Consider the following 26,140-nt stretch of genomic DNA (forward strand, 5'->3'; position numbering starts at 1 on the left):
CTAGAACGCCGCCATGATCGCGCTCACCCCGACCCAACGAGAGGCCATCCCCGACGACGTCGTGGACCTCTGCCGCCGCCTGCACGAGCACGGCGAGCGGGGCTGGATCGTGGGCGGCTGCATCCGTGACGTGCTGCTGGGGCGGCCCATCTCCGACTGGGACGTGGCGACCAGCGCCACGCCGGACCGGGTGCAGCGCATCTTCCGCAAGGTCATCCCCACGGGCATCGAGCACGGCACGGTCACGGTGCTGCACCGCGGCACCCCCTACGAGGTCACCACGCTGCGCGGCGAGGGGGCTTACACGGACGGACGGCGCCCCGACGAGGTCTTCTTCGTCACGGAGATCGATCGCGACCTGGCGCGGCGCGACTTCACGGTGAACGCCATCGCGTACGACCCGCTGGACGACAAGCTGATCGACCCCCTGGGCGGGCTCGCAGACCTCGAGGCCAGGCTGCTGCGCGCCGTGGGAGTGCCCGCCGAGCGCTTCGGCGAAGACGGGTTGCGCATCCTGCGCGGCGCGCGCTTCACGGCCACGCTGGGCTTCGAGCTCGAGGCCAGCACCGAGGCCGCCTTCGCGGGCGCCATCGGCGTGTTCACCAAGGTGAGCCGCGAGCGGGTGCGCGACGAGTGGCTGAAGGCCATGAAGGCCCAGCGGCCCTCCGTGGCGTTCGACGTGATGCGCCGCACCGGCATCCTGGACGTGACGCTGCCGGAGCTCACCCAGCAGTACGGCTGCGAGCAGAACCGTTGGCACGCCTACGACGTGTGGCACCACACCATGGCCGTGCTGGACGCGGTCACGGGCAACGCCGTGGACAAGCTGGCCGGGCTGCTGCACGACGTCGCCAAGCCGCGGACGCGCGAGCTCAGCCCGAAGACGCAGGACTACACCTTCTACCACCACGAGCGCGTGGGGGCCGACATGGCCGACGCGTTCCTGCGCGAGTACCGCTTCAGCAACGACGAGCGGCAGCAGGTGGTGCACCTCGTGAGGCATCACTTGGTCTGTTACGAGCCCAGCTGGACGGACTCGGCGGTGCGGCGCTTCGTGCAGCGCGTGGGGCGCGACGGCGTGGACCCGCTGCTGCGGCTGGCGCACGCGGACGCCATCGGGAAGGGTCGGCCGGTGGAAGACGAGCTGGCCAAGCTGGCCGAGCTGCGCGTGCGCGTGGACGCGCTCATGGCGGCGGGGGCGGCGCTCTCCACGGGCGACCTCACGGTGGACGGGCGGGACGTGCTGGCGCGGCTCGACGGCCGGGGCGGGCCCGTGGTCGGTGAGATCCTGCGCGAGCTGCTGGAGGCCGTGCTGGAGGACCCCGCTTTGAACGAGCGAGACCAGCTGCTGCGCGCGCTGGACCAAGCGGTGGCGCGCCGCGCCCGTGGCGAGGTGCCCCCCAAGAGCGAGGTGAACCCATGAGCGCCGCGTCCGGCCTGGTGTGCCTGCACCTCCACTACCTGCCCAACGTGGACGACGGGGTGAAGAGCCTGGAGCAGGGCATCGCGCTGTGCCGTGGGCTCGCCGAGCTGGGCTACACCCAGCTGGTGACCACGCCGCACATCCGCAGCGAGATGTTCGAGAACCGGCGCCCCGCGCTCCAGGCGGCCTTTGCCGCGTTCCAGGAGGCCGCCGCCGGAGAGGCGCTGCCCACGCTGGGGCTGGGCGCCGAGCACCACTTGGACGACATCGTCTGGGCGCTGCTCGAGAACGGGCAGGGCGTGCCCTATCCGGGGGGCAACGCGGTGCTCATCGAGCTGCCCGAGGCGCACGTGCCCGCCGGGCTCGGCGACCGCTTCTTTCGGCTGCGGGTGCGCGGCATGCGGGTGGTGTTGGCGCACCCCGAGCGCTACCGGCCGTTCTTCGATCGCACCAACCAGCTGGACCCGCTGCTGGACGCGGGCGCGCTGCCGCTCCTGGATCTCATGTCGCTCACCGGCCGCTACGGAAAGGCGCCGCAGCGCGCCGCCGAGCGCATGCTGGACGAGGGCACCTACTTCGCGGCCTGTACGGACGCCCACAAGCCCGAGGATGTGCCCGAAGTGGAGAAGGGCATCGCGCGCCTGCGCGAGCTGGTGGGCCCCGCCGAGGCCATGGAATTGCTTTCCACGAACCCACGACACATCCTGGCCGGCACGGCCGAGTACGACTGACCCTGCCCGAGTGGAACGCCTTGCTTACTGAACCTCTTGCTGCCCCTGCGGCCCCGCCTCCGGGGCTCGCGCGACGCATCCTGCCCAAGCTCGTGGTCTCCCTGATCCTGGGCGGCCTGTTGGCGTGGCTGACGGTGCGCAGCGGCGTGGCCATCGTGCCCACGGACTCGGCGGCCTGGGCCAACGTGGCGCCCTGGGCCATCCCGGCGTACGCCCTGTCGCTGCTGCTCACGCACTTCCTGCGGGCCGCGCGGTTTCGCTTCCTCATTGCTCCCATAAAGCCGCTGCCGCTGCGCGAGGTGGTGCTCATCAACTGGATTGGCTTCTTCGCCATCTTCGCCCTGCCGCTGCGCCTGGGCGAGTTCGCGCGGCCCGCGCTCACCAAGCTGCGCCACGGCGTGAGCGTCTCGGCCGGCATTGGCACCGTGGCCGTGGAGCGCGTGCTGGACGGGCTCATGACCAGCTTCTGCGTGGCCTGGGCCCTGTTCGTGCTGCCCCGCCGCGTGGTGGACGACCCGCTGGCGCGCGCGCTCCCCGGCTATGGGCTGGCCGCGCTCGCGCTGTTCACCTGCGCCTTCCTGGCGCTGGGCGTCTTCCTCTGGAAGCGCGCGTGGGCCGTGCGCACCACCGAGCGGGTGATCGGCATCGTGAGCAAGGGCCTGGCCGGCTTCCTGGCCACCAAGGTGGGCGGGGTGGCCGACGGGCTCAAGACCCTGGCGGATCCGCGCCTGGCTTTTGGCTTCGTGCTCGAGACCTCGCTCTACTGGGCCAGCAACGCGTTCGGCATGTGGCTTCTGGCGCAGGGCTGCGGGCTCGAGCTCAGCTTCGGGCAGGCCGTGGGCGTCATGGGCATCCTGGCCATAGGCATTCTGCTGCCCGCCGGGCCGGGTCTGTTCGGCAGCTTCCAGCTGGCGGTCACGCTGGCGCTGCAGCTCTTCTTCGCCAGCGAGATCGTCTCGGGGGCGGGCGCCATCTACGTGTTCCTGCTGTTCGTCATCCAGGCCATCGGCATCGTGCTGGCGGGGGTGATCCCGCTTCTGGCCATGCGCCTCCGGCTGGCGGACCTCATGCCGCGCCTCGACGGGCTCACGTCCGAGGGCGCCGGCTGACACCCGCCGGGCGTCCCAGCTAGGGTAGGGGCCGCCCCGAAATTTTGGTGGCGCTGGAGCACGGGCGTAGCTTCGCCGCATGTCCCGCTCCGCTCGCCGCCTGGTCGCCGTCGTCCAACTGTCCGTTCTGTCGCTGTGCCTTTTGCTTGCACCGAGCCGCCGCCGCGCGCCGCACGCTGGACATGGGCTACCGCTACGATCAGGTCTGGACGGCCGCGGTGCGGCTGGTGCGCGTGGACTACGGCTTCAACGTGACCGAGCGCGACCAGGAGCTGGGCTTCGTGATGTTCGAGTACCTTGAGGGCACGCAGACGTTCAACGGCTCCATCGAGGTGCTGCGTACGGCCGACACGCTGGGGCGCGAGCGCGTGCGCGTGGTGGTGGTGGTCCAGGGCCAGCCCGAGTACGTGGAGCGCATGATCACGGATCGCCTCGAGCGGAAGCTGCGCGGTGACTACGGTGCCCCGCCGCGGCCGGAGCCCACGCCGCCCGTGGCCACGCCGCCAGCCGCTGCGACCGGCGCGACCGGCGCGACCGAGGAAGAGGCGGCCCCGTCCGAGGACGCCGCGGCTCCGGAAGAGACCGAGCGCTGACATCTGCGGCCGGCTCCGCTGTACGGGTTGGGGTCCTGGAAACGACGGGGCATACTGCCGGGATATGCTTCGACGGCTCGTGTGGATTGCTTGTGGGGCGCTGCTCTTCGGGAGCCTGGCCCCAACGTTCGTGAGCGCGCAAGGGCGTGAGGGCGCCGGATCGCTGGCCCCTCCGAGCGCGCCCAGCGGGATCTTGCCCGGGCCTGCCGGCGTTCCCGGGAGCACGCCATCATCGCCGCTGGGTGACGTGCCGCCCCCACCCCCGCCGCCCGGCTCGGGCTATGGCATGCCCGCCGCGCCGGGCTACGCACCCCTGCAGCCGCAGCCCACCGGCTTCCAAGTGGACGCCGACACGGCCACGCGCCTGCGCGTGCTGGACTCGGATCTCCAGCAGCTGGCGCGCGCCGGCAACCCCGTGGCGGGCGGCGTCATCACCATGGCCACGGGCGGCCTGTCCATCGCGCTGGCCTTCCTGGCCACGGAAGATGACTTCCTGCGCAACTACCTGGTGCTCTACGGCGCCGCCAACGTTCTGACCGGCATCACCGAGCTGGCCATTCGTCCCAACGCCAGCGGCCCGTCCATCGCGTTCACGCACATGCCCATGGGCAACGAACAAGAGGCGCAGGCCCGCTTGCTCTTCGGCGAGGAGGCCCTCGAGCGCATCGCTCGCCGCTCCCGTGCTGCGCGTCTGATCACCGCGTCCATCGACGTGGCCGTGGGCCTGGCCATCATCCCCATCTTTCTGGGCCCCAACGACTTCTCGGTGCGCGACCCGTTCGACTACTTCGTGCTGCTCGGCAGCGGCATCTCGGTGGTGACCGGGCTCATCAACCTGGTCACGCGCTCCACCGCGGAGAAGTACTGGGCCGCCTACACGGAGCTCAACGAGCGGCTCAGCGCGCCACGCACCACGGTATCACTGGGGATCACGCCGCTGCGGGGCGGCATGAGCTTCTCGCTGACCGGGACGCTGTAGTCTCCCTCGTGGAGCGCGGGTCAGTCCGGAACCAGGCTCCCGCTGCCGAGCAAGCCGACCGACATCCTGGAGCAGAAAGAACCCACGAATAGGTCGCTGAGGACGTCGGGGACGGCCGAGAGATGGTCTTGATAGTTCACCCCACCGCCGATGATGGGAATGAGCGCGACCAGCATGTTCCCCAAGTCCGTGGGGTCCATGGCCCCGCCGACGATCAGGTTGGTCAGCGACTCCTGGCTGAGCGTCCCCGACACCGTCACGTCGTAGATGCGGAAGTTCAGCATGACGGTGCCAGCGGCGGTCCGCTGCGGGATGGCGAGGGTGAAGCTCGACGCGCGGCCGATGAAGTCTCCCCCGGCCGAGGGAGTGCCCGCAAACGGCCCGGCGAGCGTGTTGCCTGCTGCATCCTGGATCTCGATGCGGAGACAGCCGGTCCCCGTCTGGACGAGAACGAAGAGGTCCAGACGCGCGCAGGTTGGGCCGGACGCCACGCAGTCCAGAGACGCGGAGATCTCGTCCTGAAAGCTGTAGGGGTCGGCGCGGTTGAGCCACGCCAGAAGGCCGACCAGATCGATCAGCGAGTTGTCCACGCTCCCCGCGTAGTCGGGGGCGCCACACGCGTTCCAAGCGTCGTCCAGGTCATGGCCCACGATGGCGCCCGCCTCGGCCTCCGCGGCGGAGGGGACACGGAGCATGTCGATGCGATACAGAGACGGAGCGCCAGTGGCGCTGCACGTGTCGGTCGAGACGCACGCCGCCCCGCAGCACGGTGCGCCCGGTGTGCTCGGACACCCGAGGCACGCGCCCTGGTTGCAGGTCTCCCCCTGCGCGCAGGCTCGCCCGCACGCTCCGCAGTGAGACTCCGAGCTCAGGAGCGTCAACGGGTCGGAGAGAAGCGTCGCGTCGTTGTCCACGACGCCGTCGCAGTCGTCGTCCACCCGGTTGCCGCAGGTCTCGAGGCGGCTCGAGCCGACGTCGTCGTCGGCGTCGTTGCAGTCCGTGCCACCACACACCCAGGGCACTTCCCCGTCTTGGTCGCTGTCCGCGACCTGGAACTCGCAAGTGCCCGTGGACGCGTTGCAGGTCTCGAGGGTGCAGGGGTCGCTGTCGGCGCAGTCGGCCGGGGAGCTGCAGGCGGCACCCGCGACGCAGCCCGAGACGGGGTTACAGCTTGTCTCCGCTCCACAGAGCGCCGAAGTGGGCGCATGGAGGCAGCTGCCGGAGGCGCTACAGCTGTCGACGGTACAGGCCACGTCGTCATCGCAGTCGGCGGCGGCTTCGCAGCCCACATGGGCACATGTCACGCCGTTTCCCGCAAAGCCCCGATGGCATGAGCAGGTGTACGCACCGGGGGTGTTCACGCACATCGCGGTGGCCGCGCAGTTGTCGCTGCCGCGCGCGCACTCGTCGACCCGAATGAGGGAGGTGCAGACGCGACCGTCGCCTCGGTAGTCCGATGGGCAGGCTCCACACACCACCCCCCGGTCGCTCGTGCCACACGCGACCATGGGTGTGGTCGAGCAGCCGCCGTTGTCCACCTCGCACGAGCCCGGCGCGCCGCCGCCGTCGATGATGGGAGAGCTAGCGTCACCGCTGCAGCCCGCGAGCAGCATGGACGCACCGAACGAGAGTGCCAGCCAACGTGCGGCGGTCGCTTGCATGGTGATGTCGCTCCCCAGTGTCACGGTCCATGAACCATGACACAAACGGGCTCGTCCGCAGAAGGGCGCTCGGTTCCTGCGTCGGCGACCGCTAGTGCGGCGCGGGCGCGATGGCGCGCAGCGCCTGCCGGGCGCCGCGATGCTCCGGGTCACGCTGCAGCGCATCCTCCAGAGCTTCGCGGGCGTCGTCACGCCGGCCGTCCCGGGCCAGCGCCAGACCCAGCACGTAGCCGGCTTCGGCGCGATGATCCGGCACCCCCACAGCACCCGCAGCAGCGGCCTCGGCCGCGTCGGGTAGAAGCGTCAGCAGCCCACGCGCCAGCTCGGCGGCCCGCGTCAGCTGACCGGACTCGAGCGCCACGCGCGCGCGCAGCAGCCCACACTGGCGGGGACAGCGGGCGATCACGCGGCCCAGCGTGGCATCCGCTCCGCGTGCATCCCCCGCCGTCAGCTGCGCGCGCGAAAGCGCCAGGTGCAGTGGTACCGACTGCCCCTCGAAGCGCAGCGCCGCGAACAGCAGCGGAACCGCCCGGGGTGCATCTCCGCGCGCCAGGTGGACGTCGGCCAGGCGCATCGCGCGCGCTGCGCTGGGGTCCAGCTCGAGGGCCAGGCGCAGCGCGTCTTCGGCGCATGCGAGGTCGCTGCGCTCGGCCGCCAGGAGCGCCAGCGCGTCCAGCACCGGGAGCAGCTCCGCGGTGGCCATGCGGGGGGCGCGCGCCAAGAGGGTGAGCGCCTCGCGCTGCCGGCCCAGCGCCACCAGCGCGGTGGCCTCCACCCGCTGGAGTTCTTCGCGCCGCGGCACCTCGGGAAACGCCTCGAGGGCCAGCAGGATTCGCTCCGCCCCGCGCACCTGCTGCCCGGTGGCCTCGGCCGCTTGAGCCTCGATGGGGGGCAGCAGCGCGCGTGAGAGACCCGAGATGCCCAAAACGGACTCGGGGTCGAGCTGCAGGGCCCGCGCGAAGGAGCGCTCGGCGGGGCGGCGCTGCTGGCGCGCCAGTTGGTCGTTACCGCGCGCGAGCACGCGGGCCAGCTGGGCGTCGCGCGCGGTCGTCTGCGCGCTGGCTGTGCATGGGCTCACTCCGAGGATGCCCACGACGAACGACACCATCACTAGCCGCGTCACCGGCCTAGCCTAGCAGCCCATCGAGACTGATGGAGCGCGCGATCATTCCGATGGAGAGGGGCCACCGATGGGCCTCGCCCGCGGAACATTCCGGCGTGCTTTCACCGAACTTCCCTGCGGCACACCGGATGCACTGAGCGGCCGCATGAGCCTCCACGTTCCAGCGACGCGATCCCCTCGCGTCTCCATCCTCGTCTTCACCGTGACCATGGCGCTGGCCCAGCTCGGCTGCATGGCCACCGTCAGCTACAGCCACCCCGTGGCGCCCACGCGCTTGGTGGCCGTGTCCCCCGGCGTGTGGGTGGTCTACGACTACCCGGAGGCCATCTTCTACAGCGACAACGCCTACTGGTGGTGGAACGGCGGGGCCTGGTACACGTCGCGCTACGCCGATGACGGCTGGGTGGTGGTCAACGTCGTGTCGGTCCCCGCGCCCCTCCGCCAGGTGCAGCGCCCCCAGACGTACGTGCACTACCGTGTGGAAGCACAGTCGCGGCCCGTGCCCCGCGCCCACGTGCGGCGCACCTATGTGGTGCAGCCGGCCCCGCAACGAGCGCACGAAAACGGCCGAGGTCGCGGCCAGGCAGCGCCCCCGCCACGGCGGGACGATGGGCGCGGTCGAACACCGCCGCCGCGCGCCGAGCCGCACGACGACGGCCGTGGCCAGGGCGGTCCCACCCACCAGCCCGGCAGTGACGCACGCGGGCGCGACCACGACGACCGAGGTCGTGGACGGTCCGACGACCACGACGACCGTGACCGCGGACGGTCCGACGACGACCGAGGGCGCGGTCGCTGAGAGCTCGGCCCTGGGACGCCAACACGGTCCGCGTGTGCGCAAGCGCTGCGCGGTCTAGCTCCGCATGCGCGCGCCGTGCGCGCCGGCCCTGCAGCGCGCCAGCCCGACTGGTCGGGTCCGCCCAACATGTCGAGGCTGCACCCGCAGGTCCGGGTCTTGCACCCACGAGCCCGAAGCTCACCCACTGGGAGGCCACACCTTGACGACCTGGATTCTTGTCGCACAGCGCTCCGGCGCGCGCATCTTCGAACACGAGGCCCCCGGCGCGGGGCTGCAGCTGGTGAACACCATCCTCCACGAGGAGGGCCGCGCTCGCGACGGGGAGCTGAGCGCCGACCGTCCCGGCGGCTCGGTGGACCGCAACTCCCACGGTCAGCACAGCATGCAGAGCGAAGAGTCGCCGCACGAGCGCGTGGTCGCCGACTTCGTTCGGTCGCTGGCCAAGACGCTGGAGGCTGCGCGCGTCGAGCGGCGCTACAGCAAGCTGGTGCTGGTGGCCGAGCCTCGCATGCTGGGGCAGCTGCGCGAGGCGCTCGACGCCCCCACCACCGCGCTGGTCATCGGTAGCCTCGACAAGGACTACTACCCACGCGACCAGGACCACCTGGTGAAGGCGCTCGGCGAATTCATCAGCGTCTGAGCCCGCCGAACGCGTGTCGGGGAAGCCACGCGTCCGCATGAACGCGCGTCGTGGGCCTGCTAGAGCCACCACCCCATGCGCATCACCCGACTCCGCGGCGCCCGCACCCACAACCTGAACGGCGTGGACCTCGACCTGCACCCCGGCACGCTGGTCGTGGTGGCGGGGCCGTCCGGTGCTGGGAAGTCGTCGCTGGCCTTCGAGACGCTGCACGCCGAGGGGCAGCGCCGCTACGTGGAGAGCTTCAGCGCCTACGCGCGGCAGTTCCTCGAGCGCTCGGCGCGCCCTGCGGTGGAGAGCCTGGACCCCGTGCCGGTGAGCATCGCGGTGGACCGCAGCGCGCCCATACGCACCAGCCGCAGCACCGTGGGCACCATGTCCGAGGTGAACGACTACGTGAAGTCGCTCTACGCGTATGCGGCCACGCTCTACTGCCCGGGCTGCGGCGACGAGGTGGCGCGTGATGACGCCTCCGCCGCCGCCACGCGCGTGCTCGCGGAAGCGCCGCAGCAGCGCGTGGTGGTCACGTATCCCGTCGAAGTGGAGGACGTGGAGAGCTACCTGGGCGTGCGCGAGACGCTGCTGGCCGCGGGCTATCGGCGGCTCTTCGTGGATGGGCGGGTGCAGGACGTGGACGCGCTGACCCCCAGCGAGGTGCTGGCAGGGGGCACGGGCCGGGTGCGCGTGGTGGCCGACCGCGTGGTGGCCGACGCCGAGTCGCGCGGGCGCTTGGTGGAGGCCCTCGAGGTCGCCCTGCTGCGTGGCGGTGGTCGCGCCGAGGTGGTGCCCGTGCCGCGCGATGACGACGCTGCGGCCAAGAAGCCCGCGCCGGGCATCTCGTTCTCGCGCGGCCTGCACTGCGCGCGCTGCGACCGCCGCTTCGGCGCGCCCACGCCGGGGCTCTTCTCGTTCAACAGCCCCATCGGCGCGTGCCCCACCTGTCGTGGCTTCGGGCGCACGCAGGGCGTGGACTGGAAGAAGGTGCTGCCGGACGAGTCGCTCACGCTCGCAGGGGGCGCCATTCGCGCCTACGCGGGGCCGTCCGCGGAGTGGGAGCGAAAGGACCTCCAGAAGTTCGCCAAGCGCGCCGGCGTGCCCATGGACGTGCCGCTGCGGGACCTGACGCCGGCGCAGCGCACCTGGCTCATCGAGGGGGAGACGCCCCCGCGCAAGGGCGCGTGGTACGGCCTCGCCGGCTGGTTCCGCTACAAGGAGAGCCGCGCCTACAAGATGCACGTGCGCGTGTTCCTGGCGCGCTACCGCAGCTACGACCTGTGCGTGGCCTGCGACGGAACGCGCCTGCGCCCCGAGGCCTCGTGGTGGCGCCTGGGGGCGTGAGCCTGCCCGAGCTGTACGCGCGCTCCATCGCCAGCACGCGGCAGCTGCTGGCCAGCGAGGCGGCGCGCTTTGCCCCGGACCGCGCGGCGCGCACGCTGCACGGCGAGACGCTGCGGCGCCTGGAGACGCTGGAAGAGGTGGGGCTCAGCTACCTCACGCTCGACCGCCAGGCGCGCACGCTGTCCTTCGGGGAGGCGCAACGCGTGTCCATGGCCACCGCCCTCTCGGCCTCGCTCAACGGCGCGCTCTTCGTGCTGGACGAGCCCACGGTGGGGCTGCACCCGAGCGACGTGCAGCGCCTCATGCCCGCCGTACGACGCCTGGCCAGCGGCGACAACATCGCGCTCATGGTGGAGCACGACGAGGCCGCGCTGCTGGCGGCCGACCGGGTCATCGAGCTGGGGCCCGGCGCGGGCGACGACGGCGGCAACGTGGTGTTCGACGGCACCCCCGAGCAGCTCGCAGGCAGCGCCACGCTCACCGGGCGAGCACTGCGCGGCGAGGTGCTGCCCGCGCGCGCGCCCCTGCCGGCGGCAAGCACCTTCATCGAGCTGCACGGCGCCACGGGCCACAACCTCCGGGGCGACCTGCTGCGCCTGCCCATGGGCCGGCTCACGTGCGTGACGGGCCCTAGCGGCAGCGGCAAGAGCAGCCTCGTGTTCGGCACGCTGCTTCCGCTGCTGGAGAGCGCGCGCGGGGCCACCCCGGAGGAAGAGCCGCTGCCCCACGAGCGCCTGAGCCTGCCGCGCGGCATCGACCACGTCATCGCGGTGGACCAAGGGCCGCTCGGGCGCACCGCGCGCGGCAACCCGGCCACGTACCTCGGCGTGTGGGACGCCTTCCGCAAAGCGCTGAGCAACACCCCGCTCGCGAAAGAGCGCGGGTACCAGGCGGGCTTCTTCTCGTTCAACGTGGCCGGCGGCCGCTGCGAGACGTGCCGCGGGGAGGGCGCCGAGACGGTGGAGATGCAGTTCCTCTCCGACGTGACCTTCTCGTGCGCCACCTGCCAGGGGCGGCGCTTCGTCGGCCCCGTGCTGGACGTGCGCCTCGGCGACCACAACGTCGCGGACTTGCTGGAGCTCACGGTCACGCGCGCGCTCGCCCTGTACGGCAGCATCAAGGCGGTGCGCACGGGGCTCGAGCCGCTGGCCCGCCTGGGGCTCGGCTACCTGCAGCTGGGGCAGTCGCTGGCCACGCTGAGCGGTGGCGAGGCGCAGCGCCTGAAGCTGGCGGCGGCCCTGGCCACCACGCGCCCGGACGCGCTGGTGCTCATGGACGAGCCCAGCGCGGGGTTGCACGCCGCCGACTTGGCGCCGCTCATGGCGTGCCTCGACGAGCTGGTCCGCAAGGGCGCGACGGTGGTGCTGGTGGAGCACGACATGCGCATCGCGGCGCGCGCGGACCACGTCATCGACCTGGGTCCGGGGGCCGGCGCCGAGGGCGGCCGTGTGGTGGCTGCGGGAACACCGGCCGAGGTGGCTGCGACGTCCAGTCCCAGCGCCGCGTTCCTGCGGGCGCTGCTGAACCCGGCCGCGCCCACAAAAACCACACGTGCCACGAAGGCTGCCGCCAAGAAGAGCCTTGCCGCCAAAGACCTGGCAGCCCCGAAGGACCTGGCCGCGCCCATCGAGATCCGCGGCGCGCGCGAGCACAACCTCAAGAACCTGACGGTGAGCATCCCGCGCGAGCAGCTGGTGGTGGTCACCGGCCCGAGCGGCAGCGGCAAGAGCAGCCTCACGTTCGACGTGCTCTTCGCCGAAGGCCAGCGGCGCTACCTCGAGACGCTGGCGCCCTACGCCCGGCAGTACATGCCGCAGCTGCCGCGCCCCGCGGTGGATCTGGTCACCAACGTGCCGCCCTGCGTGTCGCTCGAGCAGCGCAAGACGCGCGGCGGCGTGAACTCCACGGTGGGCACGCTCACCGAGGTGGCCCACCACCTGCGCGTGCTGTGGGCGCGGGCCGGCACGCTCTACTGCCCGGACTGCGACCTGCCCATCGAGGCCAGCACCCCCGAGGCCATGCTGGCCACCATCACGCGCGCGCTCGAGCAGCAGAAGCCGAAGCCCGACGCCGTGATGTTCCTCGCCCCCATCGTGCGCGGCCGCAAGGGCCACCACCGTGAGCTGCTGGAGCGCCACCGCGCGCGCGGCGTCACGCACGCCCGCGTGGACGGCGAGCGCACCGAGCTGGTGGGAGGCCTGGCGCTGGCCCGGCACCGCGAGCACGACGTGGAGCTCGAGATCGGGAGCGTACTCATTCCGCGCGGGAAGACCGCCACGCCCGCACCCGATGCCCTGCGGCACGCGCTGCTCCGCACGCTCGAGGTGGGGGAGGGCAGCGCCCTCGTGGAGCTGGGCGCTCAAACGCTCTCCCTCTCGTCCTCGCGCACCTGCAAGCGCTGTGGTGTGGGCTACCCCGAGCTCGACCCGCGCTTCTTCTCGTTCAACACCCGCCAGGGCCAGTGCGAGCCCTGCGAGGGCGCCGGCGAGATCACGCGCGAGGTGGGCCGCGGCAAGGCCAAGCGCATGGTCACCACGCCGTGCGAGACATGCGGCGGATCACGCTTGAGCCCGCTACCGCGCGCGGTGCGCTTCGAGGGCCGGCGCATCGAGGAGCTGCTCTCGCTCTCGGTGGACGCGGCCCTCGGTGAGCTCACCACCCTCGAGACCAACGCGCTCGACCCACGCTCGGCCGCCATCGCCGAGGTGCCGCTCAGCGAGGCGCGCCGGCGGTTGGGCTTCCTCTCGCGCGTGGGCCTCGGCTACCTGGGCCTCTCGCGCGCGGCCAGCACGCTGAGCGGCGGCGAGCTGCAGCGCGTGCGCCTGGCGGCCCAGCTGGGCAGCGGGCTCACGGGGGTGCTGTACGTGCTGGACGAGCCCACCATCGGGCTGCACCCGCGCGACACCGGCCGGCTCATCGAGGCGCTGCGCGCGCTGGTGGACTCCGGCAGCTCCGTGGTGGTGGTGGAGCACGACGCCGACGTGATCCGCGCGGCCGATCACATCCTGGACATCGGCCCCACGGGCGGCGTTGGCGGTGGCTACGTGCTGGCGCAGGGTCCCAGCGCCGAGGTGCTGGCTAGCGAGGCCTCGGTCACGGGCAAGGCCCTCCGCAGCGCCGCACCCAGCCCACGCGGGCGCGACATGAAGTCTCCCGAGTGGCTCACCTTGCGCTCTGTGCAGATGCACAACCTGCGCGACGTCACGCTGCGCGTCCCCCACGGGCGGCTCACGGCGGTCACCGGCGTCAGCGGCTCGGGCAAGAGCACGCTGGTGCGCGCGGTGTTGCTTCCAGCGCTGCGTCAGGCCCTGGGGCTGGTGCAAGAGACACCCCCGGGCGAGCACGCGGGCCTCGACGGCGTGACCGGGCTGCGGCGCGCGGTGGAGATCGACCAGTCGCCCATCGGGCGAACGCCGCGCTCGGTGCCGGCCACCTACATCGACATCTGGAACCCCATCCGCGCCTTGCTGGCAGGCACCCAAGAGGCGCGCACCCGAGGCTACGAGCCCACGCGCTTCTCGTTCAACACCGCCGGCGGGCGCTGCGAGACATGCGAAGGCAACGGGTCCTCCGTGGCGGAGATGTCGTTCCTGCCGGACGTCATCGTGCCCTGCGAGACCTGCCGCGGCGCGCGCTTCGACGAGAGCACGCTGGCCGTGCGCTGGCGCGGCCTGGACGCCGGGGCCCTGTTGGATCTGGATGTATCCAGTGCGATCCGCGTGTTCGAGAGCGTGCCCAAGGTGCGCCGCCCGCTCGAGCTGCTGGCGGACCTGGGGCTCGGCTACCTGCGCCTCGGGCAGCCCAGCCACACCCTCAGCGGCGGTGAGGCGCAGCGCCTCAAGCTGGTGTCCGAGCTCAGCAAGGCAGCTGGCGCCGGCCCCACGCTCTACGTGCTGGACGAGCCCACCACCGGCCTGCACCGCGATGACGTATCGCGCTTGATCGAGGTGCTGCAGCGCTTCGTGGATCGCGGCGACAGCGTGGTGGTCATCGAGCACCACCCAGACTTGATCGGCGCGGCCGACTGGGTGGTGGACCTCGGCCCCGAGGGCGGCGCAGGCGGCGGACGCATCGTGGCGGTGGGCTCCCCGGCCGACATCGCGGCGAGTGGCTCGCACACGGGCCGGGCGCTCGCAGCTCAGGGCGACACGGCGCAGGAGCCCGCGCCGATCTCGCGTCGCGCGCGGCAACGTGCTACTTCGCCCTCGTGATCGAGCCACCGCCTCCCTCTGCGGAGAGTTCTGACGCCGGCACGCGGGGACGCCTCCCAGCCGCCCTGGTGTCGCGGGACCTCCAGCAACGCATGATCTTCTACGGCCTGTGGGGTGCGTTGGCCCTCGCCATCATCGTGGTGTTCCGTGAGGTGCTGCTGCCCTTCTTCTTGGCGGTGGTCGTGGCCTACGTGCTGGCTCCGCTGGTGGACGTGCTCGAGCGGCGCATGAAGCGCTGGGTGGCCGTGGTCACCATCTACGCCCTGCTGGTGGGCAGCATGGTGACCTTCGCGGTGCTGGGCCTGCCCCGCCTGGCTGCCGAGATCGAGAAGCTGGCGCGCGAGGCTCCGCATGCCCTCGCACAGGTGCGCGACACCTGGCTGCCGGAGATGGAGCGGCAGATGCGCGACTCCATGGGTCAGCTGCCACGGGTGGAAGCGCCTGCGCCCGTTCCGACGCCGAGCGGCGACCCGAACGCCGTCCCCGCTGACCCCGGCGCCGAGGCAGGCACCGACACGGACACCGCGGTGGACCCCGCGGCAGACGCCCCCGTGGCCACCAGCGACGCGCCCATCACCGTGCGGCGAGTGCGTGGCGGCGGCTACGACATCCACCTCCCGGCAGATGGCTTGGTGGTGACCCCCGAGGGCGACGGGTACATCGTGCGCACCGCACACCACGAGAAGAGCGACGGCGACGTGGCCGCTGCCTTCGTGGAGGCCGTGCGAGGCATCACGCGCAACACCCAGGACACCGCGGCCACGCTGCTGGTGACCGCGCAGGCCATCGTCCGCAAGGTGGTGAAGGGCGTCTTCACGTTCTTCATCATGCTCATGCTGTCGGCCTACCTGCTGGTCACCAAGGACCAGGTCATCGGCTTCTTCCGCAACTTCGCGCGCCCCGAGCGCCGCCGCGTGTTCGACAGCCTGCTCTCGCGCATCGACCGTGGCCTGTCCGGCGTGGTGCGCGGCCAGCTGCTCATCTGCCTCATCAACGGCGCGCTCAGCGGCATCGGGTTCTACCTGCTGGACCTGCCGTACTGGCCCATCCTCACGCTCATCGCCACGCTGTTCAGCGTCATCCCCATCTTCGGTGCCATCCTGAGCAGCGTCCCGGCGGTGGTGCTGGGGCTGCAGCACGGCGTGGCCACTGCGGCCCTGGTGGTGCTCTGGATCGTGGTCATCCATCAGATCGAAGCCAACCTGCTCAACCCCAAGATCATGGGCGACGCGGCGCACGTGCACCCCGTGTTGGTGGTCTTCGCCCTGCTGGGCGGCGAGCACCTCTTCGGCATCGCCGGTGCGCTCTTGGCCGTGCCCGTGCTCAGCATCTTGCAGAGCCTCTTCCTGCACTACCGTGAGCAGGTGCTGGGTGTGCCCGCGCCGCGCCGCGCCGACTCGTCCAGCACCAGCTCCTCGGGGACCACGTCTAGCCCTGTGTGATGAACGGTCAGGGGTGCGACTGCACCACGATGGCCGTGATGTTGTCGCGGCCGCCGCGCTCGTTGGCCAGGTCGATGAAGCGGCGCACCGCGGCGTCGGGCCCCAGCTTGACGATGCCCGGGATCTCCGGGTCTTCCACGTGGCCATGAAGCCCGTCGCTGCACAGCATGTAGGCATCGCCCGGCGTGATGTCGAAGAAGCGCGTGTCCACCTGCACGTACTCGCGGCTGCCCACGGCGCGCGTGATTACGTTGCGGTGCGGCGAGACCAGCGCCTCGGCCTCGGTGATGATGCCCTGCTTGAGCTGCCAGGCGACCAGCGTGTGGTCCTCGGTGAGGGGGGAGGCCTTGCCGCCGCGCACCAGATAGACGCGGCTGTCGCCCACCTGGGCGGTGATGCCGTAGCGACCGCAGATGGCCAGGGCCGACAGCGTGGTGCCCATGCCCTGAGAGTCCGGGTCGTGCTGGGCGATGCCGAAGACCATGTACGTGGCGGCCTGGACGGCGCTCTCGAGCACCCGAATGGCAGCGCGGAGCGCCTCTTCCGAGGTGTCCCCTGCGGCCACGCGGCGCAGCTTCTCGCGCTCGTTGCGGACCATGCCGTGCACCGTGTCCACGGCCTCCGAGCTGGCCACGTCCCCTGACGAGTGCCCACCCATGCCGTCCGCGACGACGTAGAGCCCTAGCTCGTTGTCGAGGAAGAACGCATCTTCGTTGAAGCTTCTTCGTTGGCCGATGTCCGTCAGCCCAGCACCAGTTACCCGCACGCGCACCCCGCTCGAGGAGCAATGTTGGACACCCCTGCGGTGCCCGCCCGCGCACCCTAGCCCTTCTGACCAAGGCCGCCAACCCCCCAAGCCACCCGCCCGTGAATGAACCTGGCGGACCGGGTGTTGTGGGCACGTACGGACGGAGACCAGGAACGTGACCCAGCCAACTCTTTCTCGCTCTCGACGCACTCTCCCCATGCTGGCGCTGCTCGGCGCCGCGGCCCTCGCCCCCCTCGCACCAGCCCGTGTGGGGGCTCAAGACCTCACGGACGCCCGGCGCGTGGCCATCGCCGAGGCCCTCAACACCAGCACCGTCTCGGTGCAGATCGGCCGCAGCAGCGGCTCGGGCTTCGTGGCCACCCGCGACGGGTGGGTGGTGACCAATGCCCACGTGGTCCAGGGCGGCCGAGGCGCTGCCCGGCTGCGACTGGGCAGCGGCCAGCTGGTCGGGGCCCGCGTCATCGCCGTGGACCCGGCCCACGATCTGGCCGTGCTCGCCCCCCTGGACCGCAGCGCCATGCCGGCCCCGCTCGAGCTCGCCGACGTGGAGTCCGTGCGTGTGGGGCAGACCGTGCTCGCCTTCGGCAGCCCGTTCGGCCTGGACGGCACCCTCACCCAGGGCATCGTCAGCGCTCGACGCGACCTCCCCACCGGCGGGGGCGGCCAGATCGAGGGCGTCATCCAGACCGACGCCACCATCAACCCCGGCAACTCGGGCGGCCCGCTGGTGAACACGCGCGGTGAGGTCATCGGCGTGAACACGGCCATCCTCTCCCGCAGCGGGGGCAGCCAGGGCATCGGCTTCGCGGTGCCCGTGAACTACGTGAAGGCCCTGCTGGATGAGCTGCGCGAGTCCACCCGGGTGGCCAGCGCGGCCGAGCCCGGCCAGGCCGAGAGCCCACGCGCCACGCGGCCTGCGGCGCCTGCCCAGGCTGGCCAAGACGGGCCGGCGCCTTCGGTGTGGCTCGGCATCTACGCCGTGGACGTGCGCGGCGGCGTGCAGATCGAGCGCGTGGTCCCCGGTGCCGCGGCTGCCCGAGCCGGCCTACTGGGCCGCAGCGACCCGGCGCCCCGCTTCGTGCACCAGATGGGCGTGCCCTGGACGGGCCACATCATCCTCGCCGTGGAGGGCCAGCGTGTGCATTCGCTGGCCGAGCTGCAGCGCGTCCTGGACGGCCGCCGCGCCGGCGAGCAGGTGCGCCTGATGGTGGCCGTGGGCAACGGCGAGCTCAGCGGCGAGACGGTGGTGCAGCTGGAGCCACGCCCCGCCAACCCCTGAGCCCCGCGACGTGGCGTCTGGGGGCGTTTCGCGTAAGCTCGCGCGCGATGACTGTCGACGTGCTCGCGCTGCGCCAAGCGGCTCTCTCTCACCTCGAGTCCGGCGACAAGGCGGGCGCCTGGGCCGCGCTCGAGCCGCACCGCGCCATGCTCCCGAAGGACGCTGAGCTGGCCTGGCTGTGGCTCGACCTGCTGAGCCAGTCGCCAGGGCGCCCCACGCTGCTGGCTGAGGCGCGCGACGTGCTGGCCGCGTTTCCGCACGATCCCGCGCTGGTCATCGCGGCGTGCGACGCGCTGAACCGCTCGGCCGAGCGCTTTCCCATGGACACGCCCCCGCTGCGGCGCGAGGGCCCCGCGCAGCTGGCCGCCGACGCGGCCGCCGCGTGCCTGCGTGCGCTCCCCGAGAGCGAGCAGCGCCGCGTGGAGACGGCGGGCTACCTGCACATCAACCGCGCCAACGCGCTGCGCATGGCGGGCCCCGACCGCGACGCCGAGGCCCAGTCGGCCTTCGCCGAGGCGCTGGCCATCGACCCGAACAACGGTCACTGGTGGTTCGACCTGGGCGTGCTGCACAAGTGGCGCGGCCGCTTCAAGGAGGGCCTCGACGCCACCCTGCGCGCGCGCTCGCGGCTGGGCGAGACCAAGCCGGTGCAGTGGAACATCGCCATCTGCGCCACGGCGCTGGGTGACGGCGACCTGGCCGGTGGCGTGTGGAAGGCGCTGGGCATGCCGGTGGAGCTGCAGCCCAGCGGCATGCCGCTGGTGCCGGGGCTGCCCCCCATGCAGGTGCGCGTGCTGGCCAAGGGGCCCGGAACGGGGCCCGACGCCACGGTGCCCGACAGCTCGGTGAGCTTCGAGCTGGTCTGGGTGGCGCCGCTCTCGCCCTGCCACGGCGTGGTGCAGAGCGCGACGTTCCGCGAGGCTCCCATCGACTACGGCGACGTGGTGCTGTGGGACGGCGCGCCGGTCTCGGTGCTCAAGACGCCCGAGGGCCCGGTGCCGCGCTTCCCGCTGCTGGAGATCCTGCGGCGCGGCGACGAAGAGCGCATGCGCTTCGTGGCCCTCAGCGAGGAGCCCGGGCGGCTGGCCGAGGTGGAGGCCGCGCTGCCACCCTATGCGCGCATGTTCGTGCACCGCGAGCAGGTGGAGGTGGCCACCCCCAGCAGCGAGCAGATGCTCCCCGTGTCGGTCAGCGGCGCCCAGGCCCCGCACGAACCCGGGCGCTTGGCCTACGGCAAGATCGTGCTGCCCGCGGGCGCCGACCTGCGCGGCTTCCGCGCCGCGTTCGAGAAGGCCATCGCGCGCAAGGGCTTCGCCGTTGCCATTCCGCGCCTGTACGAGCTGCTGGGCGAGACCAAGCGCGCGGGCCAAGAGCACCAGGCGTGGCGCGGGGTGGAGAAGAAGGCCATCAAGCGGGGCCTGCTGACGTGAGCGCGCTCACGGGCCGGCGCGCTGGGACCACACGGAGGACTACCCCCTCGCTGGTCCGGCCCGATATGGTGAGCGTGGCGGCATGACCACGCAGCTCACGCGCACTCGGCTGGCCTTCGCCCTCCTGGGGCTGCTGGCATCACTCCTGATCCCGCCGCGAGTGCACGCCACCACGCTGCGCTATCAGACCGTGGACCAGCTGGCCCAAGACGCCGAGCTGGTGGTCTGGGGCCACGTGAGCCGTGTGGGCACGCGCATGGAGCGCGTCGCGGGTGGCGGCCTGCGCCCCGCGCGCGAGGCCCGCGTCGACGTGCGCGAGGCGCTGCTGGGGCAGGCCAGCGGTGCGCTCGCGGTGCAGCTGCTGGGGGGCGCCCACCGAGGTGGCGAGCGGCGGGTGCATGGCGAGGCCGAGCTGCGCGAGGGCGAAGAGGTGGTGCTGTTCCTCACGCGCTCGGGCGGAGAGCTGCGCGTGCTGGGCATGGGCATGGGCGTGCTGAGGGTGGTGCGCCCGCCAAACGGCGCGCCGCGCCTGCTGCGGCAGCTGGACGACGCGGCGCTGCTGGACGCGCAGGGCAGGGTGCTGCCGGCGCTGGACGAGAGCCTGAGCTTCGACGAGCTTCGCGCCGCCATCGGGCGCGCGCGCCAGGCGCCATGAAAGAGCACAGCATGAGAGCAGCGCGCGCCGAAGCCACGACCACGTCCCCGACCCTGACCGCGGGCCCGCGCTCGCCCCACCGATCCGCACTCGGGCTGCTGGTGCTGGTGCTGGGCGTGCTGGCCCAGGCGCTCGTGGCCCCGGCTCCGGCGCGGGCCTTCCGCTGCCTGCGCTTCGGCTGCCCCGCGTGGTGTGGCCCCGTGCCCATGACGCTCACCTCGCTCAGCGCGGACCTCGAGGCCATCGCGGCGGGCACCACGCGGAGCACGGTGGACCAGGCCTTCACCGACTGGACGCGCGTCAGCTGCACGTCGCTCGAGGTCTCGGTCACCGAGTCCCTCAGCGGCGGCATCCCCTTCTTCGGCGACGGGGCCTCGCACGTGGGCTTCGTGGAGACCGACTGGCCCTTCGACCCGAACGCCATCGGCATCTCGGACGTGCAGGTCATGAGCGGTTGCATCACCGAGGCCGACACCCTGCTCAACGGGCAGAACTTCACCTGGGTGCTGGGCGCGGGGGACGCGGGGCTGGTGAACGCCTACGGCGCGCTGCTGCACGAGTCCGGCCACCTCTACGGCTTGGGCCACTCCCAGGAGGCGCGCTCCGTGATGTGGTTCCTGTACCGCGGCGGCCGGCCCATCCTCGAGCAAGACGACTTCGACGGCATCTGCGACCTGTACCCGCGTGCGGGTGCCCCAGCGGACTGCGCCGTGACGGGCTGCCCTCTCGGCTGGGCCTGCGAGGCGAGCGTGTGCGAGCCCCTCGGCACGGCGGGCTGCATCCGCCACGAGGACTGCGAAGACGACGAGCGCTGCGACGCGGTCACGGGCGCGTGCGTGGTGGGCGTGCCCACGGGCGACGTGCTGGGCGCCCCTTGTGTGGACGACCTCGACTGCCTGAGCGGCCTCTGCGCGCAGCTCACCACGGGCGGCGTGTGCACCGAGGCCTGCGATGGCCTGGCCCCGCGCGCGGTGGCCTGCCCCACGGGCTTCCTGTGCGACGGCGATGCAGTGGGCGTGTGCGGCACCGGGCTGTGTCTCGCGGGCCGCCCCGGCGACGCGTCGCTCGGCGCCCCCTGCGAAGAAGACTCCGACTGCGCCAGCTCCATGTGCGACGACGCGGTGTGCGCCACCCCGTGCGACCCGCTCATCGAGGGGGGCTGCCCCAACGGCTTCGTCTGCGAGCCCGGGCAGGCCGCCGGCTGCGGCGCCTGCAAGCCGCCCCTCCAGCTGGGCGCGCGCTGCCGCTTCAACGAAGACTGCGCCGACGGCTACTGCATCACCAACGAGGGCGCCGAGACGGGCGCTTGCGCCACCGAGTGCGACCCGGCAGCCGGACGCGACGCCTGTCCGGATGGCTTCCGCTGCGAGGCCATGGGCGAGCTGGCGCTGTGCGTGGCCGACCCCATCGGGCGCCCCAGCCTGAGCGGCGGGTCGTGCAGCGTGAGCGTGGCTGACGAGCGGCCGAGCCTCGCAGGGCTGGCGGTGCTCGGGCTCCTGGCGCTGGTCGGCCGGCGCGCTCGCCGCCGCTCGGGCTTCAGTTGCCCGGGCCCTTCTGCCAGCGCTCCACGCGCTTGAGCACGAACACCAGCGTGGCGTGCGCGGCCCCGTAGGCCACCGCCATGCCCGCCGCGATGCCGCCGGGCCACCACTGCTGGGCGGCCATCAGGATCGCGCTCGATACGAACAACGAGCCCACCACCATGCCGCTGAAGAGGCGCCGGCCCAGCTTGTCGGCGGTGCTCTGTATGTCGTCGTCGGACACCTTCAGGCGGAAGGCCCCGTTGCGCAGGTCTTCCAGGATCTCCTGCACCTGGATGGGCACGTCGGTGGCGGCGGCGCTCAGGCGCATGGCCCCGCGCATGAGGTCCTGCGTCATGCGCTCGGGCGCGTAGCGCTGCTTGATGAGCGTGAGGAAGTACGGACGCGCCTCCTCCAAGAGGTCCAGCTCCGGATAGATCTCCTTGCCCACGCCCTCCACCGTCATGAGGCTCTTGCCCAACATGAGGAAGTCGGCCGGCATCTCGATGCTGTACTTGCGCGCGCCGCCCACGAGATCACGGATGAGACCGCTGAACTCGATGTCGCCCAGCTTCTTGCCCAGGTACTTCTGCGCCAGGAACGCGACCTCCGCCTCGTAGGCCTGGCGGTCGATCTTCTTGGTGGGGCGCCCGATGGCCAGCAGCGCATCGGCGATGCCGCGGTAGTCCTCGCGCACGGCGGCGATCATCAGGTCGATGGTCTTGTCGCGCATCTGCGGCGAGAGGCGCCCCACCATCCCGAGGTCCACCATTCCGAAGACGGGGTTCTCGGCGTCCCCCATCATGATGATGTTCCCGGGGTGCGGGTCGGCGTGGAAGAAGCCGTCCTCGAAGACCTGCTGCACGATGACCTGGATGGCGCGGCGCGCGATGACCTCGCCGCTCATGCCGTTGCGGATGGCCTCGTAGATCTTGTGCCCGTCCAGGTACGACAGCGTGAGCACGCGCTTGCTGCTGCAGTCGCGGTACACGAGCGGGAACACCACGCCCCGGTTGCCCTCGAAGTTGCGCCGGAACACGTCGCAGTTGTCGGCCTCCTCCACGTAGTCGAGCTCCGACATGATGGAGCGGTCGAACTCCTCCACGAGCCGCACCGGGTGGTAGAGCCGCGCCTCCGGGATGCTGCGCTCCACGGTGCGCGCCAGCCAGTAGAGCAGGTCGATGTCGCGCTCGATGATCTCCTTGCAGCCGCTGCGCTGCACCTTGACCACCACGTCCACCACGCCGTTCGGGGTCTCGAGGGTGGCGCGGTGCACCTGGCCGATGGAGGCGGTGGCCAGCGGCTTCTCGTGGAAGGTCTCGTAGACCTCGGCCAGGTCACGGCCCAGCTCGGCTTCAATCTGCGCGCGGATGTCTTCGAACGGGGCAGGGGGCACGTCGTCCTGCAGCTTCTTGAGCTCCATGACGACCTCCTCGGGGATCAGGTCCGGCCGGGTGGACATGATTTGCCCGAGCTTGATGAAGCTGGGCCCCAGGTCCTGCAGCACCAACCGGACGCGCTCGCCCAGCTTGGTGGCGTGGTCGCCGTTCTTGGCGGTGCCGGGCAGGAGGGACCCGAGCCCCGTGCGCTGCACCACTTCGCCGAAGCCGTGGCGCGCCAGGACGGACACGATCTGACGCAGGCGCTCGAGGTCACGGACGGTGTTCAGGATGCTGGGCATAGGGGGGGCTCGGGAGGCTCAATGTCGCAGAATCTCTCGCCTTGGGCCTATTTTTACTGCCACGAAATGATTGCGAAACAATCGGCGGGTAGACCACAATCGAACTACCCCAGGAGGTTCCCGTGAAGAAGGTGGAAGCCATCATCAAGCCGTTCAAACTCGACGAGGTCAAAGAAGCCCTCGGAGAAGTCGGCGTCAAGGGCATGACCGTCACCGAGGTGAAAGGCTTCGGCCGCACCGGCGGCAAGCGTGAGGTCTATCGAGGGTCGGCCTATGTGGTCGACTTCGTGCCCAAGGTCAAAGTCGAGGTCATCGTGCCGGACGCGCTCGTCGTGCCCGTGCTCGACGCCATCGAGAAGGCAGCGAAGACCGGTCGCATCGGCGACGGTAAGATCTTCGTCTCGCCCATCGAGGAGGCGATCCGGATTCGTACCGGAGAGCGCGGCGAAGACGCGGTCTGACCACCGCACAGGTCGAGCCCTGAGGCGCCCGCCAACACTCCCTCGTGGAGTGAACCCGCTGGCGCCTCGAGGGGGCTCCCGACTCGCTGCCCGAAAGCGTTGTGAAGAAGTAACGAATATACGCTGCACCCGTGGGTTGGTGACACGCAAGGCGTTCGCCAGCGTGCGCGAGCGCCTTGCCGCTCCCCACCTCGCCCTCCATATTGCACCGCACTTGTAACTGGCGGCCGGTGCTCGGCGACGCAACACGAGAAGCTGAAGGAAGACATGGACATTCAGGAACGACTTACAGCCTTTGCGATGCTCGGCGCCGGCTGGGTGATGTGGCTTCTCGTGGCGCTCTCCATCGTTGCCGTGGCCATCGCCATAGAGCGTGCCTACGTCTTCTTCTCACGGCGCGATGACGCGCGGGCGCTGCGTGAAGACCTGCAGCGCTTCCTGGGCAAGGGCGACGTGGCCGGCGCACAGGCCCGCATGAAGCAGAGCAAGAGCTTCGAGGCCGAGGTGGTCGGCGCCGCGCTCGGCATCGCCGACCAGGGCGCGTTCGCGGTAGAGCAGCGCCTCGAAGGCGAGAAGGTCGTCGCGCGGGCCGCCATGGAGCGCAACCTCGCGTTCTTGGGCACCGTCGGAAACAACGCGCCCTTCGTGGGGCTGCTCGGCACCGTCATCGGCATCATTCGGGCGTTCGCCGCGCTCGACCAGGACAACCTGGACGCCACCGGCGCCGTCATGGCCGAGGTGGGCGAAGCGCTCGTGGCCACCGCCATCGGCCTCTTGGTCGCTCTGCCAGCGGTCGTCTTCTACAACTACTACCAGCGCGTCATCCGTGGCCGCCTGGTGTGGGCCGACGCCATGGGCCGTGACGTGGTGGGCTTCGTGGGCGCCGACCCGGCGCCTGCCAGCGCCAGCAAGGCCGACAAGGCGAGCGGTAAGGAGAAGAGCTGATGGCCGGCGGCGCCGACCAGGGCGACGACGACATCATCTCCGGCATCAACGTCACCCCGTTGGTGGACGTCGTGCTGGTGCTCTTGATCATCCTGATGGTCACCGCAAAGCAGCTGGTGCAGCAGGACGCCATCGCCATGGATCTGCCGCAGGCGCCCACGGGGGAGTCGCAAGAGGCGGTGCCCACCGAGATGCGCATCAGCCTCGAGGCCGACGGCACGCTGCACCTCAACATCACGCAGAACGGCGAGCAGACCCTGGCGCAGACCCAGGTCACGCAGGCCCAGTTGCTGGAGCGCGCCCGCGCGGCTCACGCGGCCGACCCAGAGGCTCGCGCCATTCTCTCGGCAGACTCGGCGGCACCGCACGGCTCGGTCATCGGCGTCATCGACGTCTTGCGTCAGGGCGAGGTCAACCGCTTCGCGTTCAGCACACGTCAGCCCTCCGAGCTCCCCAGCAACCAGCCGGCGGCGGAGTAGGGCGCGGCCATGACCATCGAGCAGCGCGGCAAGTGGGTCCTTCTCGGCGCCATCTTGTTCTCGTTGCTGGTGCACGGCGCGGCCTCGGTGGCCCTGGCGCTGCTGCCGTCCCCGTCCGAGATGCTGGCCGTGCTCCAGCACCGCACCATCGAATTCGAGATGGAGGACGACGAGCTGCCGCCCCCCGCCGTGCAGCCCGAGCCGGAGCCCGAGGCCCCTACGCCCGACGAAGAGGTCCCGCCCACCCCGCGTGACGAGACCCCGCCGCCCCCGCGCGACCCGAACACGCCGCCGCCCGCCGAGACGCCGGAGCCGCCCGCGCCGCTGGCCGAGCAGGTGCACGACTTCAGCGGGCAGGTGCTCACCACCACGGGTAGCGGCGCCGGCTGGGCCACCGCCGTAGGCAGCGGCCAAGACACCCGCGGCCCCATTGGCAACCCCGTCGCCCGCACCACCGGCCGAGACGTGGCCGGCAGCTCCACTGGCGCGGTCGGCGGCACCGGCACGGCGCCCGCTGCTCCCGCCGCCGTGAACTACACCCGCCGGCCTTCTCAGCCCCCTGGCATGGGTGGCCACCTCCAGCGTTTCTACCCCACGGGCGCGCGTGCCCGCGGCGTCGAAGGCCGCGCGCGCGTCATGATTCGCATTCTCGCTGACGGCGCGCTGGACGTGCAGCGCGTGGTCTCCGAGAGCCCCGCGGGAGAGGGCTTCGGCCAAGCCTGCATGGAAGCGCTCCGCCGCTCCCCCGGCTGGACCTCCGCGCTCGATGAAGCGGGCGAGGCCGTCGCCAGCCCTCCGCGCCCGTTCGACTGCACCTTCCGCCAGCAGTAGCCGTGCGCGGGCAGGTCACAAAGTTGACCAAAAGCCCACGC

The 26,140-nt window shown here is 71.5% G+C and carries 20 protein-coding genes and 1 pseudogene; 17 read left to right on the forward strand and 4 right to left on the reverse strand.

The features are described from left to right. Nucleotides 1–13: 13 nt before the first annotated feature. From IPI43_09200 to IPI43_09220, 5 genes are all read left to right on the forward strand, one after another. The gene (locus IPI43_09200) at nucleotides 14–1,423 is read left to right on the forward strand and encodes an HD domain-containing protein (GenBank protein ID MBK7774305.1); all 1,410 of its coding nucleotides are present in this window, start codon (nucleotides 14–16) and stop codon (nucleotides 1,421–1,423) included. Beyond that, nucleotides 1,420–2,154, forward strand: coding sequence for a protein tyrosine phosphatase (locus IPI43_09205; protein ID MBK7774306.1), 735 nt, complete (start codon nucleotides 1,420–1,422; stop codon nucleotides 2,152–2,154). Before IPI43_09200 ends, IPI43_09205 begins: the two co-directional genes overlap by 4 nt. A gap of 20 nt (nucleotides 2,155–2,174) precedes the next feature. Beyond that, nucleotides 2,175–3,263 (forward strand): flippase-like domain-containing protein, encoded by a 1,089-nt coding sequence (locus IPI43_09210; protein MBK7774307.1) that lies wholly within the window; start codon nucleotides 2,175–2,177, stop codon nucleotides 3,261–3,263. A gap of 146 nt (nucleotides 3,264–3,409) precedes the next feature. Further along, nucleotides 3,410–3,856 (forward strand): hypothetical protein, encoded by a 447-nt coding sequence (locus IPI43_09215; GenBank protein MBK7774308.1) that lies wholly within the window; start codon nucleotides 3,410–3,412, stop codon nucleotides 3,854–3,856. Between the two features lie 64 nt (nucleotides 3,857–3,920). Beyond that, nucleotides 3,921–4,835 (forward strand): hypothetical protein, encoded by a 915-nt coding sequence (locus tag IPI43_09220; protein MBK7774309.1) that lies wholly within the window; start codon nucleotides 3,921–3,923, stop codon nucleotides 4,833–4,835. 20 nt (nucleotides 4,836–4,855) lie between these two features. On the opposite strand, the gene IPI43_09225 is transcribed toward IPI43_09220, so the two are convergent. Continuing rightward, nucleotides 4,856–6,496, reverse strand: a complete 1,641-nt coding sequence (locus tag IPI43_09225) for a hypothetical protein (protein MBK7774310.1) — start codon at nucleotides 6,494–6,496, stop codon at nucleotides 4,856–4,858. Nucleotides 6,497–6,587: 91 nt separating this feature from the next. Beyond that, a complete protein-coding gene (locus IPI43_09230; GenBank protein ID MBK7774311.1) occupies nucleotides 6,588–7,619 on the reverse strand; it encodes a hypothetical protein in 1,032 nt (343 codons plus the stop codon). 145 nt (nucleotides 7,620–7,764) lie between these two features. Here IPI43_09230 and IPI43_09235 point away from each other — a divergent pair, with 145 nt between their 5' ends. The 4 genes and pseudogenes from IPI43_09235 to IPI43_09250 all read left to right on the forward strand — a co-directional run bounded on the left by IPI43_09235 (nucleotide 7,765) and on the right by IPI43_09250 (nucleotide 16,049). Further along, the gene (locus tag IPI43_09235; protein MBK7774312.1) at nucleotides 7,765–8,418 is read left to right on the forward strand and encodes a hypothetical protein; all 654 of its coding nucleotides are present in this window, start codon (nucleotides 7,765–7,767) and stop codon (nucleotides 8,416–8,418) included. 199 nt (nucleotides 8,419–8,617) lie between these two features. After that, complete coding sequence (locus tag IPI43_09240) at nucleotides 8,618–9,058, forward strand: host attachment protein (protein MBK7774313.1); 441 nt, start codon at nucleotides 8,618–8,620, stop codon at nucleotides 9,056–9,058. Between the two features lie 75 nt (nucleotides 9,059–9,133). Then, nucleotides 9,134–14,607, forward strand: a pseudogene (gene uvrA / locus IPI43_09245) (excinuclease ABC subunit UvrA). After that, nucleotides 14,604–16,049 carry an AI-2E family transporter gene (locus IPI43_09250; GenBank protein ID MBK7774314.1) on the forward strand — a complete coding sequence of 482 codons (1,446 nt, stop codon included), beginning with the start codon at nucleotides 14,604–14,606 and terminating at the stop codon, nucleotides 16,047–16,049. The pseudogene uvrA and the gene IPI43_09250 overlap by 4 nt, the downstream one beginning before the upstream one ends. Before the next feature lie 7 nt (nucleotides 16,050–16,056). Here IPI43_09250 and IPI43_09255 read toward each other — a convergent pair whose 3' ends face one another. Then, nucleotides 16,057–16,815: a serine/threonine-protein phosphatase gene (locus IPI43_09255; protein ID MBK7774315.1), complete on the reverse strand. Its 759-nt coding sequence runs from the start codon at nucleotides 16,813–16,815 to the stop codon at nucleotides 16,057–16,059. 199 nt (nucleotides 16,816–17,014) lie between these two features. Here IPI43_09255 and IPI43_09260 point away from each other — a divergent pair, with 199 nt between their 5' ends. The 4 genes from IPI43_09260 to IPI43_09275 all read left to right on the forward strand — a co-directional run bounded on the left by IPI43_09260 (nucleotide 17,015) and on the right by IPI43_09275 (nucleotide 21,759). Continuing rightward, entirely contained in the window at nucleotides 17,015–18,097 is a 1,083-nt protein-coding gene (locus tag IPI43_09260; protein MBK7774316.1) for a trypsin-like peptidase domain-containing protein, read from the forward strand. Nucleotides 18,098–18,144: 47 nt separating this feature from the next. Continuing rightward, a complete protein-coding gene (locus tag IPI43_09265) occupies nucleotides 18,145–19,527 on the forward strand; it encodes a tetratricopeptide repeat protein (protein ID MBK7774317.1) in 1,383 nt (460 codons plus the stop codon). Between the two features lie 82 nt (nucleotides 19,528–19,609). Further along, nucleotides 19,610–20,182: a hypothetical protein gene (locus tag IPI43_09270; GenBank protein ID MBK7774318.1), complete on the forward strand. Its 573-nt coding sequence runs from the start codon at nucleotides 19,610–19,612 to the stop codon at nucleotides 20,180–20,182. Nucleotides 20,183–20,193: 11 nt separating this feature from the next. Beyond that, complete coding sequence (locus IPI43_09275; protein ID MBK7774319.1) at nucleotides 20,194–21,759, forward strand: matrixin family metalloprotease; 1,566 nt, start codon at nucleotides 20,194–20,196, stop codon at nucleotides 21,757–21,759. Here the strand turns inward: IPI43_09275 and IPI43_09280 are convergent. Then, nucleotides 21,719–23,383, reverse strand: coding sequence for a hypothetical protein (locus IPI43_09280; GenBank protein MBK7774320.1), 1,665 nt, complete (start codon nucleotides 23,381–23,383; stop codon nucleotides 21,719–21,721). The genes IPI43_09275 and IPI43_09280 overlap by 41 nt on opposite strands. A 122-nt stretch (nucleotides 23,384–23,505) precedes the next feature. Between IPI43_09280 and IPI43_09285 the strand changes: the two genes are divergently transcribed. The 4 genes from IPI43_09285 to IPI43_09300 all read left to right on the forward strand — a co-directional run bounded on the left by IPI43_09285 (nucleotide 23,506) and on the right by IPI43_09300 (nucleotide 26,099). Then, nucleotides 23,506–23,844, forward strand: coding sequence for a P-II family nitrogen regulator (locus IPI43_09285; protein ID MBK7774321.1), 339 nt, complete (start codon nucleotides 23,506–23,508; stop codon nucleotides 23,842–23,844). Nucleotides 23,845–24,111: 267 nt separating this feature from the next. Continuing rightward, nucleotides 24,112–24,789, forward strand: a complete 678-nt coding sequence (locus IPI43_09290) for a MotA/TolQ/ExbB proton channel family protein (protein ID MBK7774322.1) — start codon at nucleotides 24,112–24,114, stop codon at nucleotides 24,787–24,789. Beyond that, nucleotides 24,789–25,268, forward strand: coding sequence for a biopolymer transporter ExbD (locus IPI43_09295; GenBank protein MBK7774323.1), 480 nt, complete (start codon nucleotides 24,789–24,791; stop codon nucleotides 25,266–25,268). The genes IPI43_09290 and IPI43_09295 overlap by 1 nt, the downstream gene beginning before the upstream one ends. A 9-nt stretch (nucleotides 25,269–25,277) precedes the next feature. Continuing rightward, nucleotides 25,278–26,099 (forward strand): TonB family protein, encoded by an 822-nt coding sequence (locus IPI43_09300; GenBank protein MBK7774324.1) that lies wholly within the window; start codon nucleotides 25,278–25,280, stop codon nucleotides 26,097–26,099. The last annotated feature ends 41 nt before the right edge of the window (nucleotides 26,100–26,140 follow it).

This window comes from Sandaracinaceae bacterium (assembly GCA_016706685.1).
In the GTDB taxonomy this organism is placed as follows: Bacteria; Myxococcota_A; Polyangia; order Polyangiales; family Houyiibacteriaceae; genus JADJJE01.